This is a genomic window from Bacillus haimaensis (genome assembly GCF_048270625.1).
Classification (GTDB): Bacteria; Bacillota; Bacilli; order Bacillales; family Bacillaceae_I; genus Sutcliffiella_A; species Sutcliffiella_A haimaensis.
The window spans coordinates 1689328-1709695 of sequence record NZ_CP158164.1; the positions used below are offsets into that span (position 1 = coordinate 1689328).

The following is a 20368-nucleotide window of genomic DNA, read 5'->3' on the forward strand; positions in this document are numbered from 1 at the left end:
GTAGTATGAGTAATGTAAAAAGAGTCGGAATTGTAGGGCTTGGGGTAATCGGACAACGCTTAATTTCAGAATTTAAAAAGTCATCCTCCATTGAGATTGCGGGGATTTGTGATAGACATAAGGTATTGGCTGAACAAACATCCACTGAACTGGGTGGTGTTCCCTTTTATACAGATTTTAATGAACTAATAAAACAAGAGAATGTTGATTTTATTTATGTGGCAGTGCCACCAGCAATCCACAATAACGTAGTGATGGCAGCTTTCGCACATAATAAGCACGTTCTTTGCGAAAAGCCATTGGCAAATTCGGAGCAGGAAGGATTACACATGCTAAAAGAGGCAGAGAAATCCGGGCTTATTCATGCGATGCATTTTCCTTTAGCATACCAAAAAGCTTTCTTTTTTATGAGAGAGCTTGTGGAGCAAGATTCTCTAGGAGATATCAGACGTATTCACCTTAAGATGCATTTTCCAGAATGGCCAAGACCTTGGCAGCAAACTCCTTGGATCGGTAAAAGGGAACAGGGGGGATTTATCAGGGAGATCACCCCACACTATCTGCAAATGATATTGTCCTTATTTGGACCGGTAAAAGAAGTGAAAAGTTCTGTTGAGTTCCCTGCAGATGAAACAGCAAGTGAACTTGGCGTCATTGCAACAATCGAACTGGAAAGTGGAATAAAAGTGCTGGTGGATGGCTTGGTAGGACAAGCGGAAAAGGAACATCTCTCCTTTTCCATTCATGGCACAAAGCAATCTGTAGTGCTCGATGATTGGAGAGTCGTAAAATCAGCTAAAAGGGGAGAAGATTGGCATCCTGTTGATTTGAACGAAATAAATCTCCCCCAATACAGCCTGATAGAAGAACTGGCCAAAAAGCTTGATGGAGATGACGCCTATCTGGTTGGATTTGATGAAGGCTACGCTGTGCAACGAGTATTGGAAAAGATAATAGAGGGCTAAAGAAAAAACACATGGGAAAAGTTTACAAAACTCAGTTGTTTGTAGTGGAAGGCACGGAGACTCCTGCGGGAGGAGGCTCCCGGACCGCCTAAGGATAAGCGCAGTGCCTGGAACGGAAATCAACGTGCTTTATTATACAGTTTAAAGGGGCCAGACCCCCACATGAAGCATGGAGCTGGCCCCTTTTTTCTCCTTTTTTCACGATTATTACCAATAATAACTTTCCTTTTAAAAGAAAAGCTATTATCGTAATAACTTTGGAAAAGGAGATGTCACATGAAAAAATTTGTCTATTTGGGTTCTGTACTCGCATTAACACTTTCCATGCTTGTTGCATGTGGAGACAACAATAATAATATGGAAAATAACGCAGCACCTGAAAACACTTCCTATAACAATGCATTTGACGATACAGTAAGAAATATTGACAATGATCGTAATGTAAGAGATGGCATAAGCGGAGAGGTCCTAAAAATTAATCATGGATTTTTAACCATCGATCCAAACTCTTTTAGCACAAGCACTCCAAGCGACAAGTTTCCGCACTCTCAGAAAGTGGAGCAGTATGGACATTTTGGTGTATATAAGTTCGAACAAGAAATACCTAAAGGTGAACAACCTAGAACACAACAAGGACAGCCTGCGCCAAAACAAGGACAGCCTGCACCTGCACAGGAACAACCTGAAGGTCAGCCTGAAGCAAAGCAAAACCAGGCACCAGCCGCTGAAACAACAGAAGGAATCTCAGAAACAGAACAGAAAGTAATTGAATTGACTAATGCCGAGCGCCGCAAAAACGGACTATCCGATCTTAAAGCTGATTCTGCCCTAAGTAATGTTGCAAGAGAGAAGTCCAAGGACATGAAAGCAAAGAATTACTTTTCACACACAAGCCCTACTTATGGTTCTCCCTTTGATATGATGAGGGATTTTGGAATTACCTACAATACAGCTGGTGAAAACATTGCAATGGGGCAACGAAGTCCAGAGGAAGTAGTACAGGCATGGATGAACTCCGAAGGTCATCGTAAAAACATTTTAAATGGAAATTTCACACACATCGGTGTAGGATATGTAGAGGATGGGAATTACTGGACACAAATGTTTATCGGAAAATAATATGTGATGGATAAAAAAGCAAATTTAATGTATGTTAAATTTGCTTTTTTTGTATAATAATCGTTTATCAAAATAATATTTCAAATAAAGGTTTAACGCTTTTCCACTTTCGGGAATGTATCTTATAAAAACAATGGATATTGAACGGGGGATTTAAAGTGACAATCGAAATGGAAGCTATAATTTCAAACTCAGAATTGCAATGCAACAGTGAATATGGAAGATTGGAAAAGGTATTGGTATGTCCACCTACATTCATGAGCATCAGCGAGATCATCAATGAAACTCAAAAGCATTATGCCGAGGACAATATCGATGAAAGTCTGGCCACCAAACAGCATCGGAACTTTGTTGCAAAAATGAAAGAGGCAGGAATTGAAGTAATTAATCTGGAAGCATTAGAAAGGTTTCCCGAACAGGTCTTTACTCGTGATATTGGATTTACACTTGGAGATATACTCTTTGTCTCCAATATGGGCAGTGAAGTCAGACATGGCGAAGAACAACTGTTTAAAAATTGGCTAGATGAGCAAGGAGCTACCTATCTACCACTAACAGACAACAGTATAGAAGGTGGAGATGTGATAGTAGACCGTGATGTCATTTTTGTAGGAATCAGCGGTCGGACTTCAAGCGAGGGCATACATAAGCTTGCAGAAGCGACGCCGGGGTTTACTGTACAAGAAATCCCAATAGATAAATCTTATCTGCATTTGGACTGTGTATTTAACGTTCTTTCACCAACAGAGGCATTGGTTTTTCCTCCTGCTCTGAGAAAAGAGGAACTTGATTATTTGGCTACACGTTATGAGCTAATCGAGGTTACGAAAGAAGAGCAGTTTACAATGGGAACGAATGTTCTATCTGTTGGGGATAAGAAGGTGTTCAGCCTTCCTTGCAATGAAAAGGTAAACAAGGATATGCGGGACAGAGGATATGATGTGATAGAGGTGGACATATCCGAAATCATCAAATCCGGTGGTTCGTTCCGCTGTTGTACATTACCTGTAAAGCGTTCCGATATATAACAAATACAAAGAAGGAAGTGGGAGAGCATGGGAAGGGCTATCAGATTCGGTAAAAGACTTGGGAAGGAAATGAAGGACGATCGGGCAACAGGACTTGCGGCAGAACAAGCTTACTATTATATGCTTGCTATTTTCCCGTTGTTGATATTAACACTTTCCATCCTTCCCTATCTGTCCATCGATCCCGTAAAAGCAATAGAATTTCTTAATACGATCATGCCACAACAGACAGTGGAGCTGATTGAGGACAGCATATACGAATTTATCAGTAAGCCTAATGGGGGACTGCTCACTTTGGGTATTCTCGGTACAATATGGTCCGCCTCCAATGGCATGAACGCATTTATTAAGGCAATGAATGAAGCATTCAATGTACAGGAAACCAGATCATTTATTATGGTCAGACTGTTATCGATTGGTCTTACAATTGGATTGATTTTCGCTTTTTTGATTGCATTCTTTCTGCCAATATTTGGTGGTGTGATTATCAGTAACCTGGAGAAATTCATTTATATACCAGGTGGAACTTCGGTGCTTCTTAATGTCCTGCGTTTCATCATCGCATTTGTAGTCATTTTTGCCATTATTACTATTCTTTATCGAGTTGCACCGAATGTCGATAAAACTTTCAAGGAAGTCATCCCTGGTTCTCTTGTAGCAACCATCATATGGCAGCTAATCTCCCTTGGATTCTCTTTCTATGTTAGCAATTTCGGAAATTATTCCTCCACTTATGGAAGCTTGGGCGGAGTGATTGTGCTTATGCTCTGGCTTTTCCTGACTGGACTCGCTTTGGTAATCGGTGGAGAAATCAATGCAATCTATCATAAAGATAATATTAGAACGAATAAAATGTATCATGATGAAGAATTCACAGCATTATGAAAAACCGAGGAAGCTTCAATGAGCTTCCTCGGTTTTTTTATGATTCACGATTTACATCTCTCTGGAATAATGATCCGTCTTTTGATTGCCGCTTGTTTTCATCAATGTATCAGGGAGTTGTTTCAACTCAATGAGTGTAAAAGTGAATATGGATTTTTTCCAATCTAGATCATTTTTAATTTCTATCTTTTTATTTTTCATCTTTTCGTTTTGGACATTGATAGCTTGCTTTTCCTCTTGCAGTTTCATCTGAATGCTTTGAATGGAGTCAAGTGTCGGCTTTGTCTCTCTGCGAAATGAAATTGCCGATAGGACGAACACTATTATGGAGATAAGGAAAATACCACCACTAACGTAAAGTAAAAAAAACATACTATCCCTCCAAATTTTTCTCTTTCTTATTTATCTACCCAAATAAAAAAACCAGCTAACCTTAGCCGGTTCTCATGGTGTGCTTAAGATAAATGGAGGTGACAAAATGATTTTTATAGAGGGCTGCAATCTGAAGGGGACCGCTATGATTTTAGTCATCTGTTTACACCTGAAAAGGATAGATTAGAGTTGTTTGATTTCTTCCTCAAAATAGAAAGTTTTAGGATACTCTTTTAGTGTATAGGAATATCTCTTTAGATTCGGAACGTAGTTGAACTTGCTGATGGTTACTTGCTCGCCTGTGCTTTTTAAAACAACCTTTTCGTTGTCTTGAAATTTATTTTTTAGTTTCAATATTTGTTCCTTCTTCCATTGTGAAGTTTTAATCATTCATTCATTATCTCATATATTATTCATTATGCCCATGAAAACCGCAAATATATTTTCTACAGACCTTATTCTTCCCGCATAAAAAATATAATCGTGGTAGTAATTGGCATTTAGGGGTATACTAGAAGGAGAAGGTAACTTCCTTTGGTATCCTGGTGTACAGACTCACCGTCTAAAGGTGTGAAACCGACATACAGAAAGGATGACCAAATATGTCAGTAACACTTTATCAAGCAAGAGCTGGAGACGGCATAAAAAAGCGTGGGCTGAAAAGAGCGGATACATTTTTCCGAACGCCTGCTGAAGCAGTATCAGAAGCATTAGCATTAAAGGAAAGAATGGATAGTACCTATAAAAATGAAATTGCATGGGATTACAAGGCAATGCTGAAAGGATCCACAAGCAAGCTGAAAATCCTCAAAGGCTACCTTGGCGGCGATAAAGCTTCCAACCCGTTTTACTTGGAAATCAGTGCAACAGAAAATGTGAAAGCTGAACCAGTTTCACCAATTAAGCCGAAAAACGTTTCAAAAGAAGACAAAAAAGTCGAGAAAACAGTAGTGAAGTTTTATAAATAAAAGGAAAAGTGTCCGATTTCTTATTAATAAGAGATCTGGCACTTTTTTATATCGGGAAGGAAATCAGGATGAGAGATAAAGTGATGGAGACTTTGAAGCAGGCACTCGACGATTGGAAAATGATGCAACAGACAGAGGGGGAGGAAGGCGCAGAATGGGCAGAAAAATTCGAACGTGATTTCTATCTTTTCATTGATGAGTTTGAAAGATGGTTTACTACACTTCCTAAAAGACCAATTCAGCAAGAAGAGGCGGAATCCTTGGACCTTGTGATCACCATTCAGGATCTGCTTCCGGGACCTCTTTTGTTAAACTTTCTGAATGAGCTAGAACGGATAATGGACGGGGAATCCACCCAATGGTTTGATTAGAAGTTAGAATCATCATCCGGATTATGCTATAGTATAGCAACAATAGTAGAATCCCTGTCATTCCGGACGGGGATTCTTCAGGTATGAGGGAAGATTGGAATGAAGAAAAACTTACTTGGTAACATAAAGGAATGGCAAAAAGCCATCCAAATAGAAATCATGCATCTTAAAAAATATGGCAGTTCAAAGTATTTAGTTCGAAATGGACATCAGTTTTCAAAAGAAAAAGGATTTACATATTTCTTTGAGGCACCTCAATCAATTAGAATACCCGCTGGAAGCAAAATCAAGCTGGAGTGGGGAACAATGACGAAAGAGGGGAAAGTCCTTACTTCGGAGGGCAAGAGTGTCATCCTCACTTTTGAGGAAACTTTGGGCACCAATCTTTCAGAGGCATACATCCACTATGATCCCTGGGAACTTTTAGATAACCTTTTTGAAAGAATAGAAGAACTGAAGGAAAATGAAAAGAAGCGAACAAGAGTAAAAAGGCTGCTAAATCCCAGCCAGGAAGTGAATCACCCCAAGGAGATAATAAAAAGCAATGTGCACGAGCTTATCCTCCGGTCCAAGTATAATCCTGTCACATTTGTATGGGGGCCGCCTGGTACCGGTAAAACTTATACCCTTGCCCGTGTTGCAGCAAATAAATATTTCAAAAAGAAAAAAGTACTCATCCTTTCACACAGTAATCAGGCGGTGGATGTGCTGATCAAAGAGATTGCTTCCTTCATTTCAAAGAAGGAACGTTTTGTGGAAGGAGATGTACTACGATATGGGACACAAAGCCTTGCTATTCTTTCACAGCCATTCGCGCTTTCCACTAGCCAGCTTTTAGAAACGGACCACCCAGAGCTTGCTAAGGAAAAAAATACGCTGATAGAGGAAAGAGGTATTCTGAACAGGGACTTGTACAAGTCTTTCAGTAAGAGGGATTCCGCACAGCTGTTGGAAATTGAAAGCAAGCTCGGAAGAATTCTGGAGAAAATTCGCCAGAAAGAAATGGATTTTCTGGAAGATGCCTATATCATCGGAACCACCTTAGCCAAGGCTGCGGGTGACAAAACCATCTATGAAAAGGAATATGATGTGGTCATTGTCGACGAAGCAAGCATGGCCTATGTGCCCCAAGCCGCTTTTGCAGCTTCATTAGGTAGACATATCATCATCTGTGGTGATTTCAAACAGCTCCCGCCAATTGCTTCCGCAAGACATGAACTTGTGGACAAATGGCTCCGTGAAGACATTTTTCACCGTGCAGGAGTGGCGGATACAGTAGAAAACGGGTTGCTTCATCCACAATTACTGCTTTTAAAAGAGCAGAGAAGAATGCATCCGGACATATCCTCCTTCACTAATAAATATATCTATCACTCCCTGGTTGGAGATCATCCGGAAATCAAGAAAAAACGGGAGGATTTGGCCAAAAGCTTGCCATTTTCCGAGGCGGCTTCCGTCCTGCTGCATACCAGCTCTTCAGGGGAATACGGGATGGTAGATAGAGTGTCAAGGTCAAGAGTAAACCTATGGCATTTGCTTCTCTCTTTTCAAAATATCCATGAAGGAAAGCTTTCGGGTATAACTTCCATAGGTTACATATCTCCTTATCGCGCACAGGCGAGTCTTATGGAAGCTTTTTTGGAAGAGGTGTATTTGGAAGAAATGGCAACGGCAGAGATACTTTCTGCAACTGTTCACAGGTTCCAGGGAAGTGAAAAGGATATGGTGATTTTCGATTCGGTAGACAGCTATCCACTAATGCGACCAGGAATGTTATTAATCGGAAAAGAGAGCGAACGTTTACTGAACGTAGCTATCACAAGAACAAGAGGGAAATTTATACATATTTGTGATGCCCATTTTATGAAAAGTAAAATCGGTTCCCAAAAAACGATTCGAAAACTGATTGTTCATCAGGAGACCAACCAATTACAGGCTTTTCCGAAAGATATAGGAAAATGGGTGAAAAATCAGCATACAAAAGTTCAGTGGATGCATGCGGTAAAGCTGGAAAAGGTATTCAGCGATATGAAGCAATCCAAAAAGTCCGTCATAATCGGTATACCTTGCTTTTTCAACCTTTCCTCCCAATGGCTGGAAGTACTAAAGAAATTTAAAGCTCACTCCACTTTAGTGATTGTCACAACAGAAGAAAGCGATGGGCCACTTTCCAACATAACGAGAGTGGTGGAAGAGCTGACTTTTCCATTTGTGATGATCGATGAAAAAATTCTTTGGCTTGGCACACCTTATGAAACTGGAAGGAATACAAGGCCTACTTACGTTTCTGTGAGAGCGGAGTCCGCTGTCCTTTGCAGGTTTCTAATAAACCAATGGAACCTTGGAACCTGACTGTTGTAACTTTATGTTACTGATTGCTTTGCCTTTCTAAGCAAAATAGGAGAGGATTATGGAACATTATGATAAGATGTACCAAACAACAATTAGAAAGAGGTGCGATAAAACAATGAAGATAGAAGTTTGGTCCGACTTTGTTTGTCCATTTTGCTATATAGGAAAAAGAAGACTTGAAGAAGCGTTGGAGAAGTTTCCCCAACGTGATCAAGTAGAAGTACAATACAAAAGCTTTGAATTGGATCCCAAAGCCAAGCGTGACACGGATCTCACCATTCATGAAATACTTGCCAAAAAGTATGGCATGCCGGTTTCCGAAGCAAAGAAGATGAGCGAGGGAGTTGCAGCTCAAGCTGCAACAGTCGGCCTTGAATTTAATTTTGATACCAACATCCCAACAAATACATTTGATGCTCACCGATTGGCAAAGCTTGCAGAAAAAAAGGGGAAAGATCATGAATTAACAGAAAGCCTATTAAAAGCACATTTCACAGATTCCAAACACATTGGCAGTCTGGACTTCCTTAAGGACCTGTCTGCTGAAATCGGGCTCGACGTCGCGGAAGTGGAAGAGGTCCTGAGCGGGAACCAGTATGAGCAGAACGTCCGTGCAGATGAAGCGGAAGCCCGCGAAATAGGGGTTCAAGGTGTACCTTTCTTTGTAATAAACCGTAAATATGCAATTTCCGGTGCCCAGTCGGTAGAGACATTTGTTCAGGCTCTTGAAAAGGTCTGGGAAGAGGAAAACGAAAAACCTGTATTAAAGACGTTTGAATCGAAGGATAAGACATCGTACTGTTCAGATGAGGGCTGTGAATGAGTTAACGGAATAACTTTATAAATGTAATTCTTACCCCAGCGGATGCTTCTGCTGGGGATTTTATTTCGTAAAAAGTTGCGACTCATTTGCCCACATACTTCGATAAAGGCCGGAAAATAGTGTTGTTTTCCGCCTGTTCAAGTACATGAGCAGTCCAACCGACCATCCGGCTTGCGGTGAAGGTCGGGGTGAAGAGGGAGGAATCGAGCTGAAGTGCCTTCATGATCGCTGCGGCATAAAACTCTACATTTGTGTAAAGTGCTCTGCCTGGCTTCAGCTCATGCAAGGTTTCAATTGCTGCGGCCTCCACTGAAAGCGCGAGGTCAAGCCACTCATCTTTTCCTACCTGCCCCATAAGATTCTCTTTTAATGCAAGTGCTCGGGGATCATGCGTTTTATATACTCTATGACCAAATCCCATCAGCTTTTCTCCTGCAAGAACTTTCCCACTAAGGTATGCCTTCACATCTTCTTGGTTTGCCACCTCATCCAACAGCCGAATGACTTCAGATGGTGCTCCGCCATGGAGAGGTCCCTTCATTGTGCCGATGGCCGAGCATACGGCTGAAACCAGATCCGATTCCGTTGATGCTGTCACCCTTGCAGAGAAAGTGGAGGCATTCATTCCGTGCTCCATCGTAAGGATCATATAGGTCTCCAACGCCCGTACATGTTCGGGTCTTGGAAGAGTATCATCCAACATATACAAATAATTCTCTACATGGCTGAGACTGAAATCAGGTATAACATATGAACGACCTTCAAGCTTGTTTTTTCGATTGGCGATAATGGTAGGCACTTTTGCTGTTATCCCAATAGCCTGTTCCAGGGTGGGTTTCCAACCATAAGAGGTATCGCCGGATGCGGAAAGTACGGTGCGAATGACACTCATCATATCCATATCTGAAGGGAGAACGTCCAGTACCCCTTTCATCACAGGTGTTAAAGCTCTGTTTTGATAAAAGAACTCCTTAAACTCTAACAGCTCATCGGAATCAGGAATCTCACCATACCACAGCAGATAGGCTGCCTCCTCATAAGAGAGTTTTTTTGTTAATTCCCTTATCTCATATCCCCGATAAATCAACTTCCCATTCAAGCCATCCACTTCACCAATTTTCGTTTCTGCTGCAATAACCCCTTTCAAACCTGGCTGACTCATTTCAATCTCTCCTTTCCTTTCTTACATATATTTTATAAAATAAAGCTAATTATGAATATTAAATATTATTAATCAAATCAATTAAATTTTTTAATCAAAAGGAGGAAAGTTTCTATGGATTTCAACTGGCTACGAACATTTGTAACCGCTGCTGATACAGCAAACTTCCGCAGGGCTGCCGAACTTTTATTTCTATCACAGCCGACTGTCACCGTACATATCAAGTTGTTGGAAAAGGAAATAGGTGCCGTGTTGTTTGTTCGTGAGGGAAGAAGTATTGTACTGACTGAAGAAGGTAGACGGTACTTGGTTCATGCCAGAAAGATTTTGGATGCATTTAACGATGGGGTGGCAGACCTCCAGTCCTACCAACAGGGCTTCACATCAACTTTAACTATTGCAATTTCCCCTTTGATTGCGGACACTATTCTTCCTTATGTACTTAAAAGCTTTATTACCAAACATCCACATGTAGAGATTTCCATCAAGATCATTGAGTCGATTGATATAGAAGTTGCTGTATTAGCTGAGGAAGTGGACATAGGATTATCGTGTTTGCCTGGAAGCGACCCTAAAGTGAGGTGCCATTCCCTTTACCAGGAGACATTGGTACTAGTAGCTCCCCATGATGGCTTTGATTCCGAACGGGCCCATCCTTTGGATGCTGAGGAAGTGCTTCAGTCAAGCACGTTGCTGACCCATAACCATCCAGGTTACTGGGAAGAGTTGTGCCAGATCATAAAAGCCAGGTTCCCACGGATTAAAATGATGAAGGTCTCTCAGGTCCATATAACGAAGCGTTTTATCGTGGAAGGTCTCGGAGTTTCTGTTCTACCCATCTCTACTGTAAGAAGAGAGCTTTTAGAGGGAAGGCTCATGGAGATTGACTGCCCCGATATCACTTTACCGGAAGCACAGACATTCGCTCTCATGAAGTATGAGCATTCTATTCAAAAGGAGTTTCTTCAGTTTCTGGCGAACTATAGAATCTAGGAAACAACGAATTAATAAAAGAAAGTAAGGACAAAACCTTCGATTGATATCCTTATAGGGGAGAATACAAATTGACATATCGGAAATTAATGATATTATAAGCTTATGGATATCATAGAAATCTTTAAAGCATTGTCTAATGAAAAACGTTTGCAGATTTTGAAGTGGTTAAAAGAGCCCGAAAACTATTTTACCCTCCCTATTTCTGAAGGGGTTAGCTTTGAGAAAGAGGGTGTATGCGTATCACAGCTGCATCAAAAGTTAAATGTAACACAATCAACGGTTTCTCAATATCTTACTATGCTACATCGGGCTGGGCTACTCGAAGCAACGCGTAAGGGTAAGTGGACATACTATAAGCGTAATGAAGAAGTTATTAAGGAAGTAAGCAATTACATTGCGAAAGAGATTTGAGGATTAAAGTGAATTGCTTCAAGCAATTCACTTTAATTAATTTCTATATATCGAGATTTCAGGATATATAAATATGTTAGGTCATGTATTTTTTTATTAAAATAAATCGTTAATTCGCGATATATTAATTTATTATATACGCTTCTATGATTTCAGCTTTATTTAAGGGGCTGATTTATTAATTAGTATTCGCTTTTGTTTCCTATCGATCCAATACAATCCGTTGTTTAATAATATACTGAAAAACTAAGAGATGAAAAGGGAGATAATTAACATGAACAAATTTGAAAAACATAATGGATATTAGAGAACATTTCAAGAAAATAAACTTACTTTAGGTTTGCTTTTTCCACTTGAAGCCTACCAAGGCAACATTCCAGAAATGGATTTGGAACAACAAATAAAACTTGCAACTGTTGCTGAAAAAGCCAATTTTGCTTCTCTATTTGTCCGAGATGTTCCATTAAATGATCCTTCATTCGGAGATGTAGGACAAATGTATGATCCGTGGGTATTCCTTAGCCATATAGCAGCGCATACAAAGAAAATTGCATTAGGAACAGCAAGTGCGATAACGTCATTTCAACATCCATTAAATCTTGCTAAATCTGCAGCATCCTTGGACAAAATCTCAGGGGAAAGACTTTTATTTGGTCTTGCAACGGGAGATCGTCCGATTGAATTTAACGCTTATGGCGTAGACGGAGAAAAAAGGACTGAATTATATCAAGAAGCTTTTTATGTGATGAAGGAAGTTTGGGCAAAATCATTCCCAACGATTAATTCTAGTAGGGTAAATCTGACTGGAGGAACAGATCTTCTGCCAAAGACAGCTTTAGGCGATATCCCAGTATTTGTAACAGGTTTTTCTGGGCAATCGATTGAATGGATTGCGGAAAATAGTGATGGAATACTTGGTTATCCATGTAATCCAGCTCAACAAGAGAGACTCATTAGAGATTATCGTTCATTAACAGATGGATTTAAACCATTTGCCCAATCGCTATATATTGATTTAACTGAGGATCCGAATGAAGGGCCAACATCTATTCACTTAGGGTTCAGAAGTGGCCATAAATTCTTAATCGAATTTCTAAACGCATTACAAGAAGTCGGAGTAAACCATGTGATTATAAATAACAAATATAGTCGTCGCCCTGCGGAAGAGGTAATACAAGAATTAGCAGAAGAAGTAGTTCCTCTATTTCCGGCATTAACGTAATCGAGCGCCTATTTATTCCTGATGACCAAACAATCTCGATGGGCGTTGCGTTAGATTATCCAGATGAGAAGAAAATAACGGCTTCGTTTGTGATCGTGAAGAAATTGAATAGTTGTTAGAAATTAAAAATTAGAGTAGAAACATTACGAGAAAAATAAGTAAAGTGGGTAAAATGACAATTATAGATTAAACATTAACTTTTCGCAGAGGATTGACGTTGAAAAATCATTGACCCTCATTGGACAATTAAGTGCTGGAGGAAAAGAAGATACGATCAGAAGAGTACTAGTTGATCAAGATAGAGAAGAACTCATGATAGGGAATGGGATTGTAGATTTCTTGATTATTATGATGCCTGATCGATTACGCTATACCAAATTCAATAAATGCGCGGGTCACAAGAAGTTGGTTACATTCTTGAAAATACAGCAAACGGTTGATTAACTTTTTACATGGTTGTGACGAACGTAGAAAGTTTACGTTCGTCACGATATTCTAGAAAAATCATATCAAACGGCGTCAATTATAAGTCAGAGTAAGTTAAATGAATAAGGAAAGGGACGATGATGAAATGGTTACAGAAATCCAACTAAATGATAATAGAATTAAAATCACACAATATGTTGAAAAAAAGATAGAAGGTAAAACTCAGATATCTTTTACTTTTCATGTTACAAGTGACGACTACCATGACATTGCAACGTTATTATACAAAGGAACATTTGATGTAATCGTGCCCGAGAGACATCTTCAGTTCCGCGGAACGATTCAAGAATATTCAACATCAATTACGAATCTATACGAAAAAGGGCAAATTGGTGAATATAAACTGACTTTGAAAGAAGCGGAATAATAGAAAAGGGGATTTTCAACCTATGAAATTAAGCATTTTAGATCAGTCTCCCATTTCAACTAATCAAACTGCAAGTGAAGCATTACAGGAATCAATGAATCTCGCACGCATAGGGGAGACATTAGGATATTCACGTTATTGGATTGCTGAACATCATGCAATGCCAGGGCTTGCATGCTCCGCGCCCGAGGTAATGTTAGGGTATATTGGCGCAAATACAAAAAATATACGAATTGGCTCTGGAGCAGTTTTATTGCCATACTATAAGCCTTATAAAGTGGCAGAAACCTATCACATGTTATCCACTCTATTTCCTAATCGAATTGATGTAGGGATTGGAAGGGCACCGGGTGGTCCTGCTGAGGCAACAAATGCATTATCGGATAACTATTTGCAACATGTCTATAAAATGCCTGATTTAGTAAGTGAATTAATTAAATACATAGATAATGAAGGGACCGAAGTAGAGGCTTCACCGATACCGCAAATTAGTCCTGATCTATGGATGTTAGGTACAAGTAGAAAAAGTGGAAATTTCGCGGCGGAAAACGGTTTAGCATATAGTTTCGGACAATTTATGAGTGATGAAAATGGAGCAGAAATCGTCCAACAATATCGTCAGTCATTTCAACCAAGGAAAAAAGGCCAAAAACCATACGTCATTATGGCTTTATCAGTAATTTGTGCAGAAACTACTCAAAAAGCAGAAGAAATTGCTTTAAGTTCAATTGTTTGGGAACTACAAAATGAGAGTATGGAAGGAAACAAAGGAGTTCCTTCTGTTGATGAGGCAAAAAAAATTCTTCTAAATCTACGTAATCAAAAGTCTATTGAAAGAATAAAAAAGAAAATGATTATAGGTACTCCTGATGAGGTAAAAGGTAAAATATTGGATGTTCAATCTCGTGTATTAGCAGATGAAATCATGATTGTAACTATCACTTATTCATCAAAGGATAAGCATCAATCATATCGATTAATCGCAGAACAATTTATTAAATGAAAAAGTTAAGATTAAAAAGAGGCATCGTGCAACGAGGGGACTAGGATCAAGTTCCCCTGAAAGCAGTCGTAGCAGTTAAAATGCGGCAGATCAATAATCACTTTTTTGTTCAAATTTATTGATCTTCCACAATCGAGTCATTATCTACAGTATGGAAAAAAGCCCAATTTCTCAATTTAATGAGAAATTGGGCTTTTTAATATGGTATTTCCTTAACGTTGTAAATTCGCGTTTTGCTGATGGTACCCCTATAGAAAAACGTACAAAATATTACCGGAAAAACTGGAGGTATTCACAGCATTCTTCCATGAATATCTTTACCCCAACCAAAGTAAAACACAAAATGAACAATGAATCTATAATAAAAAAACACAAGCATAAGAAATGCATTGTGCAAACACCGATGGTGAATAATGGGTCAAAACTATGTTACTTCCAGTTTCTTTTAAATTTAAAAACCTCTTGTACATAACCATAAACAGATACAGGAGACATAACCATTTGATAACCAAGAATGAACAGAATTAAGCCTGAAATGTTTTTGCGAATTCGAATCTGTAAAAGTTTAAATACAAAATTTCTTTGATAGAAATAAAGAAAACTATAACTGATAAATGTTAACGGTAAAACTAGTAATGTCATTGGACCTACAATCCAGTAGTGACCAAAAAATGCCAATATTAGACCTGGAATCCAACATAGTGTGTACGTTATATCTAAATAAGGCATGATTAAATTGATACCAGTTAAATATTTCACATAAATTATAGGCTGTTTCCAAGGTTTTATTTCTCTTAGTCCTTCGATCATGCCTCTTGACCATCTAGCTCGTTGTCGCACCAAATGTTTAAATGTATTGGGAACTTCAGTAAAAGAAACAGCTAATGGTTCAAAGTAAACTTTCCATTTATTCTGGAGTAAACGCCAAGTTAATACAATATCTTCACCAATAGCATCAGGCCAACCGCCAACTTCTCTAATACATTCTGTCTTGTACAAACTATATGCACCTTGTGCTACTAAGGTTCCTTGATACAAACCTTGAAGTCTTTTAATGGATGCGATACCCAAGAAGTAATCCCATTCCTGAATTTTAGTCCACAAATTCTCTCTACTGTTTTTCGTTAAGACACAACCAGCGACTGCACAAACTTCATCAGGACTAGATTTCATTCTAGCTACAAGATAGCGGATAGAAGATGGATGAAGCAACGTATCTGCATCTATGGTGATGATGTAAGGAGTTGAAACAACTTCTAATCCATGATTCAAAGCATGAAATTTACCTGGTTTAGATTCATGTAGCAGATCAATTTCAATAGCTAATTGTTTTTTTGCCTTTAATGTTTCACTAACAGTTTGGTCTGTGGAACAATTATTTATCACAAACACCTTGATTTTACCTGAATAGTCCTGCCTATCGATATACTGTAGTGTCTGAAAGATTTTGCCTTCTTCATTATGTGCAGCGACAAGAATTGTGATCTCTTCATTTGGGAATTCCGTTTTAAAGGGAGGCTGCCGATCTAAAAGCAGGCTGCTAACTAAAAAAGCATTTAAATATCCTGGGATATATGAAATACCTCCAATTATAAGTAATGCCAGTGGAAATGATACGATATGGGATAAATCTTTTAACCAGGGGAGTGCTATATAAAAAGAAAAACACATCCATAAAAAAGCGAAACAGTGGCTTATCCAAAATTTTCTTTTGATTGGAATATAATGTTTATTACTCCGGTCCACTAATTCTGAATTTATGGGATTTAATATTGGTCTCATATATGTTCACCTTTAATAGTTGAATTTTTATTAGTGAAACAACTATTAAAATACCAGATTTTTCGACAATATACTACAAATATTTCCCGTGTTTTAATGGGAAATAATGCAAGCCCATATATCAACAAATAAAGACCAACAAATGATGCTACAATTTGTTGGTCTTATTTCTTTTGCATTTTGTTGTTTTGTGCAGATAACAGGCCCCATTAGGTATTACTGCTCTATTTTTCTCCATCCCTAACGGATTTTTCATCTAAAACTATAAAAACCGGAATGATATCCACTCCTTGTCCATATATATGAATAATAATGGGACAGTTATCTACTTATACATCATGAAAAATAGTGAAATAGATGAAGACTGGGAGGGGAAAGGATTGCTTCATATTGTCGCATGTATCAAGCAGGTGCCGGATACGAAGGTCATCAAGATGAATCCAAAAACAAATACGATGGACCGCGCCAGTGCACCGGCCATTTTAAATCCATATGATGCACATGCCGTGGAGGAGGCAGTACGCCTCAAAAATAAATATGGTGGAAAGGTGTCTGTAGTAACGATGGGCCCGCCACCAGCAGTGAAAGCGATCAGAAAATGCATCGAAATCGGTGCGGATGAGGGGTATATGATTTCTGACCGGGCATTTGCCGGTGCCGACACGCTGGCAACGAGCTATGCCTTGACGAAGGCGATTGACAAAATTAGTGAAATAAAGCCGATTGATCTGATTATATGCGGGAAAATGACGATTGATGGGGATACCGGGCAGGTGGGGCCGGGGATTGCTAGACGGTTGGATATCCCCCCATTGACCTCTGTTAAAAAGATAGTGGAAATCAATAAGGAAGAAGGGTTCATGGTGGTTCAGCGGAAGCTAGAGGATGGGTATGAGGTGGTGCAAACAACTTTGCCGTGCCTGTTATCGGTGGAAAAAGAGATCAACGAGGTCCCATATTCCTCGTTTCCCAATATGCTAAAGGCTGCCAGATACAATCCGCAAATCTGGTCTGTCAATGATCTGGCTGACATCGACCGGACACAGCTTGGTCTTAAAGGTTCCCCAACCATTGTAGCAAAGGTATGGGCCCCGCCTAAGCCCGAGGGAGGCAAGCTGGTTGAAGGAGAAGCACAAGATCAGGTGAAGCAGATTCTTTCTATTGTTTTGGAAAAGAAAGAGCTGTTTGCAGAAAAGAGGGGATCCAAGTGAGCTTTGAAGATTACCGGGGCGTATGGGTTTTTATTGAAGAAAAGGAAGGGAAAATAGCTCCCGTTTCCCTTGAGCTGCTTGGGGCAGGAAAGAAGCTTGCAGACAAGAGGGGCGTAGAACTTGCTGGTGTAATCATTGGAGACAATGTGAAGGACTTAGCTTCAACAGTTTTTGAATATGGTGCAGATACCGTCTATGTATACGATCAGCCGATTTTCAAGCTATATCGCACTGAATCTTTTATGAAAGCGCTCCTTCACTGCAGCGAAAAATATAAGCCTGAAATCATCCTTTATGGAGCCACCTCCACAGGAAAGGATTTGGCAAGTGCAGTAGCGACAGATCTCCCTACTGGGTTGACAGCCGACACAACAGAGCTTGATGTAGAAGAGGATACAGGTCTTCTTTTGGCCAGTAGACCAGCTTTTGGCGGAAATATCATGGCAACCATTCTCTGCAAAAAATACAGGCCGCAGATGGCGACGGTGCGGCCGAAGGTGATGAAGGCCCTCTCCCCGGAAGCAGGAAGAACAGGAACCCTGATAGAGGAGCATATCGACCTGAAAGAAGAGGATATAAGAACGAAAGTGTTGGAGATTGTCAGAGAAGCCAACAAAAAAGTAAGAATCGATGAAGCTGATATCGTCGTTGCGGGTGGGAAGGGACTCGGAAGTGCAGAAGGCTTCAAGGTGATCCACGAACTGGCAGATACGCTCGGTGGAGTCGTCGGAGCAAGCCGCGATGTCGTAGAGGCTGGCTGGGTCGAGCATCACCATCAGGTTGGGCAGACAGGGGTAACCGTGACGCCGAAAATCTATTTTGCCATTGGTATATCAGGAGCCATACAGCATATTGTGGGGATGAAAAATGCGGGGCTCATTATCGCGATCAACAAAGATCCTGAGGCAGCCATTTTCCAATCATGCCATTACGGAATTGTAGGGGATGCATTTGAAATCATTCCATTGCTGGTTCAGGAATTCAAAAAAGAGCTGGCGGGAGAGGAGGTAAATCATGTCTGAGAGGTTTGATTGTATCGTAGTCGGTGCAGGACCAGCGGGAATATCCTGTGCCTTTGAACTGGCAAAGGGCGGAGCAAAAGTTTTGCTGCTGGAGCGAGGAGAATATCCAGGTTCGAAGAATGTAATGGGTGGTGTCCTTTACCGGAAGATGATGGAGGATATCATCCCCGAATTCCATAAGGAGGCCCCGCTGGAGCGCCCGGTCGTAGAACAGCGATTTATGATGATGGATAAGGAGTCTGCCGTGACATTCGGGTACAAGGGCCTCGAGTGGGCACAGGAGCCCTACAACAACTTTACGGTACTCCGGGCAAAGTTTGATCAATGGTTCGCGAGTAAGGCAGTCGAGCAGGGGGCACTGCTTGTAAATGAAACGGTGGTACTGGAATGCATAGTAGAGGATGGCAAGGTGATTGGTGTCAGAACCGACCGTCCAGACGGGGAGGTCTATGCCGATGTGGTGGTGCTCGCGGACGGAGTCAACTCCCTTTTGGGTAAATCCCTTGGCTTCCATAAAGAGTACCGGCCGGATGAAGTGGCACTCGCAACCATGGAAATCATCAAGCTGGACAGCAAAACCATCGAGGAACGTTTTAACCTTGAAAAAAACCAAGGCTGTACCATTGAACTATTCGGCGATGCAACGAAAGGCATTCTTGGTACCGGTTTCCTTTACACAAACAAAGATACTTTAAGTATTGGTGTCGGGACACTTCTTTCCGGGCTGATCGAGCATAAAATAAGACCATATGAGCTGTTGGAATATGTCAAAAACCATCCAATGGTAAGGCCATACCTCGCTGGTGGGGAACCTGTGGAATATCTGGCACATCTCATTCCGGAGGGCGGCCTCAAATCGATGGGCAAGATCGTGGGGAATGGAGTGGTCGTGGTGGGAGACGCGGCACAGCTCGTCAATGCCATTCACCGTGAAGGCTCCAATCTTGCGATGACTTCGGGAAGGCTTGCTGCTGAAACCATCCTTGCAGCTAAAGATCAGGGGGATTTCTCAGAGAGCACCCTGGACCAGTACCGGGTCAACCTGATGAAGAGTTTTGTCGGGCAGGATATGAAGAAATACAAGGATTCAACACATCACTTCAATAAGTTTCCCCAGTATTTCGACCAATATATCCCGATGGTGAACCGTGCAGCAAGCCAGATGTTTACGGTCGATGGAAAGTCCAAGTGGGAAAAACAGAAGAAAATCTGGAAGGATCTAGGCTCACCGAAAGAAAAACTAAAACTGGCTCGAGACGCCTATCGAGCGTGGAAGGTGATGAAGTAATGACAGAACAGAAGAAATGTCAGACTATCGAAGAGAAGCAATATCTTGTTCGTTTCAATGCAGACACCAAATCACATCTCCATGTCTTGGATGAGGACATTTGCTTGACCAAATGTCCGGACAAATTATGTACCATCTTTTGCCCTGCGGAAATATATAAATGGGAGCAGGTCAGAATGCATGTCGGATACGAAGGATGCCATGAGTGCGGCAGCTGCCGTATCGGCTGTCCACACCAGAATATCAAGTGGGAGTACCCGAAGGGCGGCCATGGCATTGTTTTCCGACTAGCCTAAAAGAAATGGGAGTCTATCAAATTGATAGGCTTTTTTTAATTGGAGAATTTTCGTGATGGAGATTGAAAAGTAATTTATCAATAGGAGTGCGCGAACCTTCCGGAATTTTGTAGGCTAAGCAATTTTTTACATAATTAAAGCCAAATACCTTTGCTAAGGAATTTGGCCAGGAATTAAAAAGATTTTTTTAAAAAGTCTTAAAGCATTGAAAACCATGAGATCTTGTGGTAAATTTATAT

General features: G+C 40.5%; 20 protein-coding genes and 1 pseudogene. 17 read left to right on the forward strand and 4 right to left on the reverse strand.

The window, feature by feature from the left end; translation table 11 throughout:
• Window positions 1-5: 5 nt before the first annotated feature.
• The 4 genes from ABN702_RS08600 (at window position 6) to ABN702_RS08615 (ending at window position 3997) form a co-directional block, all read left to right on the forward strand.
• Window positions 6-965 (forward strand): Gfo/Idh/MocA family protein, encoded by a 960-nt coding sequence (locus ABN702_RS08600; RefSeq protein ID WP_417900287.1) that lies wholly within the window; start codon window positions 6-8, stop codon window positions 963-965.
• A 276-nt stretch (window positions 966-1241) separates the two neighbouring features.
• The gene (locus tag ABN702_RS08605) at window positions 1242-2084 is read left to right on the forward strand and encodes a CAP domain-containing protein (RefSeq protein WP_417900288.1); all 843 of its coding nucleotides are present in this window, start codon (window positions 1242-1244) and stop codon (window positions 2082-2084) included.
• 158 nt (window positions 2085-2242) lie between these two features.
• Window positions 2243-3112 carry a dimethylarginine dimethylaminohydrolase family protein gene (locus ABN702_RS08610; RefSeq protein WP_417900289.1) on the forward strand — a complete coding sequence of 290 codons (870 nt, stop codon included), beginning with the start codon at window positions 2243-2245 and terminating at the stop codon, window positions 3110-3112.
• 27 nt (window positions 3113-3139) lie between these two features.
• Window positions 3140-3997, forward strand: coding sequence for a YihY/virulence factor BrkB family protein (locus ABN702_RS08615; RefSeq protein ID WP_417900290.1), 858 nt, complete (start codon window positions 3140-3142; stop codon window positions 3995-3997).
• A 51-nt stretch (window positions 3998-4048) separates the two neighbouring features.
• Here ABN702_RS08615 and ABN702_RS08620 read toward each other — a convergent pair whose 3' ends face one another.
• Both ABN702_RS08620 and ABN702_RS08625 read right to left on the reverse strand, forming a co-directional pair.
• Window positions 4049-4369: a hypothetical protein gene (locus ABN702_RS08620; RefSeq protein WP_417900291.1), complete on the reverse strand. Its 321-nt coding sequence runs from the start codon at window positions 4367-4369 to the stop codon at window positions 4049-4051.
• A gap of 183 nt (window positions 4370-4552) precedes the next feature.
• Window positions 4553-4759 (reverse strand): hypothetical protein, encoded by a 207-nt coding sequence (locus tag ABN702_RS08625; RefSeq protein ID WP_386639330.1) that lies wholly within the window; start codon window positions 4757-4759, stop codon window positions 4553-4555.
• Window positions 4760-4971: 212 nt separating this feature from the next.
• On the opposite strand from ABN702_RS08625, the gene ABN702_RS08630 reads away from it, so the two are divergent.
• The 4 genes from ABN702_RS08630 (at window position 4972) to ABN702_RS08645 (ending at window position 8883) form a co-directional block, all read left to right on the forward strand.
• Window positions 4972-5337, forward strand: a complete 366-nt coding sequence (locus ABN702_RS08630; protein WP_417900292.1) for a hypothetical protein — start codon at window positions 4972-4974, stop codon at window positions 5335-5337.
• Window positions 5338-5405: 68 nt separating this feature from the next.
• A complete protein-coding gene (locus ABN702_RS08635) occupies window positions 5406-5708 on the forward strand; it encodes a hypothetical protein (RefSeq protein WP_417900293.1) in 303 nt (100 codons plus the stop codon).
• A gap of 99 nt (window positions 5709-5807) precedes the next feature.
• Window positions 5808-8060, forward strand: a complete 2253-nt coding sequence (locus ABN702_RS08640) for an AAA domain-containing protein (RefSeq protein WP_417900294.1) — start codon at window positions 5808-5810, stop codon at window positions 8058-8060.
• A 115-nt stretch (window positions 8061-8175) separates the two neighbouring features.
• A complete protein-coding gene (locus ABN702_RS08645; RefSeq protein WP_417900865.1) occupies window positions 8176-8883 on the forward strand; it encodes a DsbA family oxidoreductase in 708 nt (235 codons plus the stop codon).
• An 82-nt stretch (window positions 8884-8965) separates the two neighbouring features.
• On the opposite strand, the gene ABN702_RS08650 is transcribed toward ABN702_RS08645, so the two are convergent.
• Window positions 8966-10045: a citrate synthase/methylcitrate synthase gene (locus ABN702_RS08650; RefSeq protein WP_417900295.1), complete on the reverse strand. Its 1080-nt coding sequence runs from the start codon at window positions 10043-10045 to the stop codon at window positions 8966-8968.
• Between the two features lie 114 nt (window positions 10046-10159).
• Between ABN702_RS08650 and ABN702_RS08655 the strand changes: the two genes are divergently transcribed.
• From ABN702_RS08655 to ABN702_RS08675, 5 genes and pseudogenes are all read left to right on the forward strand, one after another.
• On the forward strand, window positions 10160-11038 hold the full coding sequence (locus tag ABN702_RS08655) for a LysR family transcriptional regulator (protein WP_417900296.1): 879 nt from the start codon (window positions 10160-10162) through the stop codon (window positions 11036-11038).
• 105 nt (window positions 11039-11143) lie between these two features.
• Window positions 11144-11452 carry an ArsR/SmtB family transcription factor gene (locus ABN702_RS08660; RefSeq protein WP_417900297.1) on the forward strand — a complete coding sequence of 103 codons (309 nt, stop codon included), beginning with the start codon at window positions 11144-11146 and terminating at the stop codon, window positions 11450-11452.
• 274 nt (window positions 11453-11726) lie between these two features.
• Window positions 11727-12674, forward strand: a pseudogene (locus ABN702_RS08665) (LLM class oxidoreductase).
• Between the two features lie 571 nt (window positions 12675-13245).
• On the forward strand, window positions 13246-13527 hold the full coding sequence (locus tag ABN702_RS08670) for a DUF3219 family protein (protein ID WP_417900866.1): 282 nt from the start codon (window positions 13246-13248) through the stop codon (window positions 13525-13527).
• Window positions 13528-13549: 22 nt separating this feature from the next.
• The gene (locus tag ABN702_RS08675; protein ID WP_417900298.1) at window positions 13550-14530 is read left to right on the forward strand and encodes an LLM class flavin-dependent oxidoreductase; all 981 of its coding nucleotides are present in this window, start codon (window positions 13550-13552) and stop codon (window positions 14528-14530) included.
• A 429-nt stretch (window positions 14531-14959) separates the two neighbouring features.
• Here the strand turns inward: ABN702_RS08675 and ABN702_RS08680 are convergent, their stop codons facing one another.
• Window positions 14960-16312 (reverse strand): glycosyltransferase family 2 protein, encoded by a 1353-nt coding sequence (locus ABN702_RS08680; protein WP_417900299.1) that lies wholly within the window; start codon window positions 16310-16312, stop codon window positions 14960-14962.
• A gap of 380 nt (window positions 16313-16692) precedes the next feature.
• Between ABN702_RS08680 and ABN702_RS08685 the strand changes: the two genes are divergently transcribed.
• From ABN702_RS08685 to ABN702_RS08700, 4 genes are read left to right on the forward strand one after another with little or no spacing between them, the layout of a single operon-like run.
• A complete protein-coding gene (locus tag ABN702_RS08685) occupies window positions 16693-17523 on the forward strand; it encodes an electron transfer flavoprotein subunit beta/FixA family protein (RefSeq protein ID WP_417900300.1) in 831 nt (276 codons plus the stop codon).
• The gene (locus tag ABN702_RS08690) at window positions 17520-18545 is read left to right on the forward strand and encodes an electron transfer flavoprotein subunit alpha/FixB family protein (RefSeq protein WP_417900301.1); all 1026 of its coding nucleotides are present in this window, start codon (window positions 17520-17522) and stop codon (window positions 18543-18545) included. Before ABN702_RS08685 ends, ABN702_RS08690 begins: the two co-directional genes overlap by 4 nt.
• On the forward strand, window positions 18538-19833 hold the full coding sequence (locus tag ABN702_RS08695; protein ID WP_417900302.1) for an FAD-dependent oxidoreductase: 1296 nt from the start codon (window positions 18538-18540) through the stop codon (window positions 19831-19833). The genes ABN702_RS08690 and ABN702_RS08695 overlap by 8 nt, the downstream gene beginning before the upstream one ends.
• On the forward strand, window positions 19833-20129 hold the full coding sequence (locus ABN702_RS08700; RefSeq protein WP_417900303.1) for a ferredoxin family protein: 297 nt from the start codon (window positions 19833-19835) through the stop codon (window positions 20127-20129). The genes ABN702_RS08695 and ABN702_RS08700 overlap by 1 nt, the downstream gene beginning before the upstream one ends.
• Window positions 20130-20368: the final 239 nt, after the last annotated feature.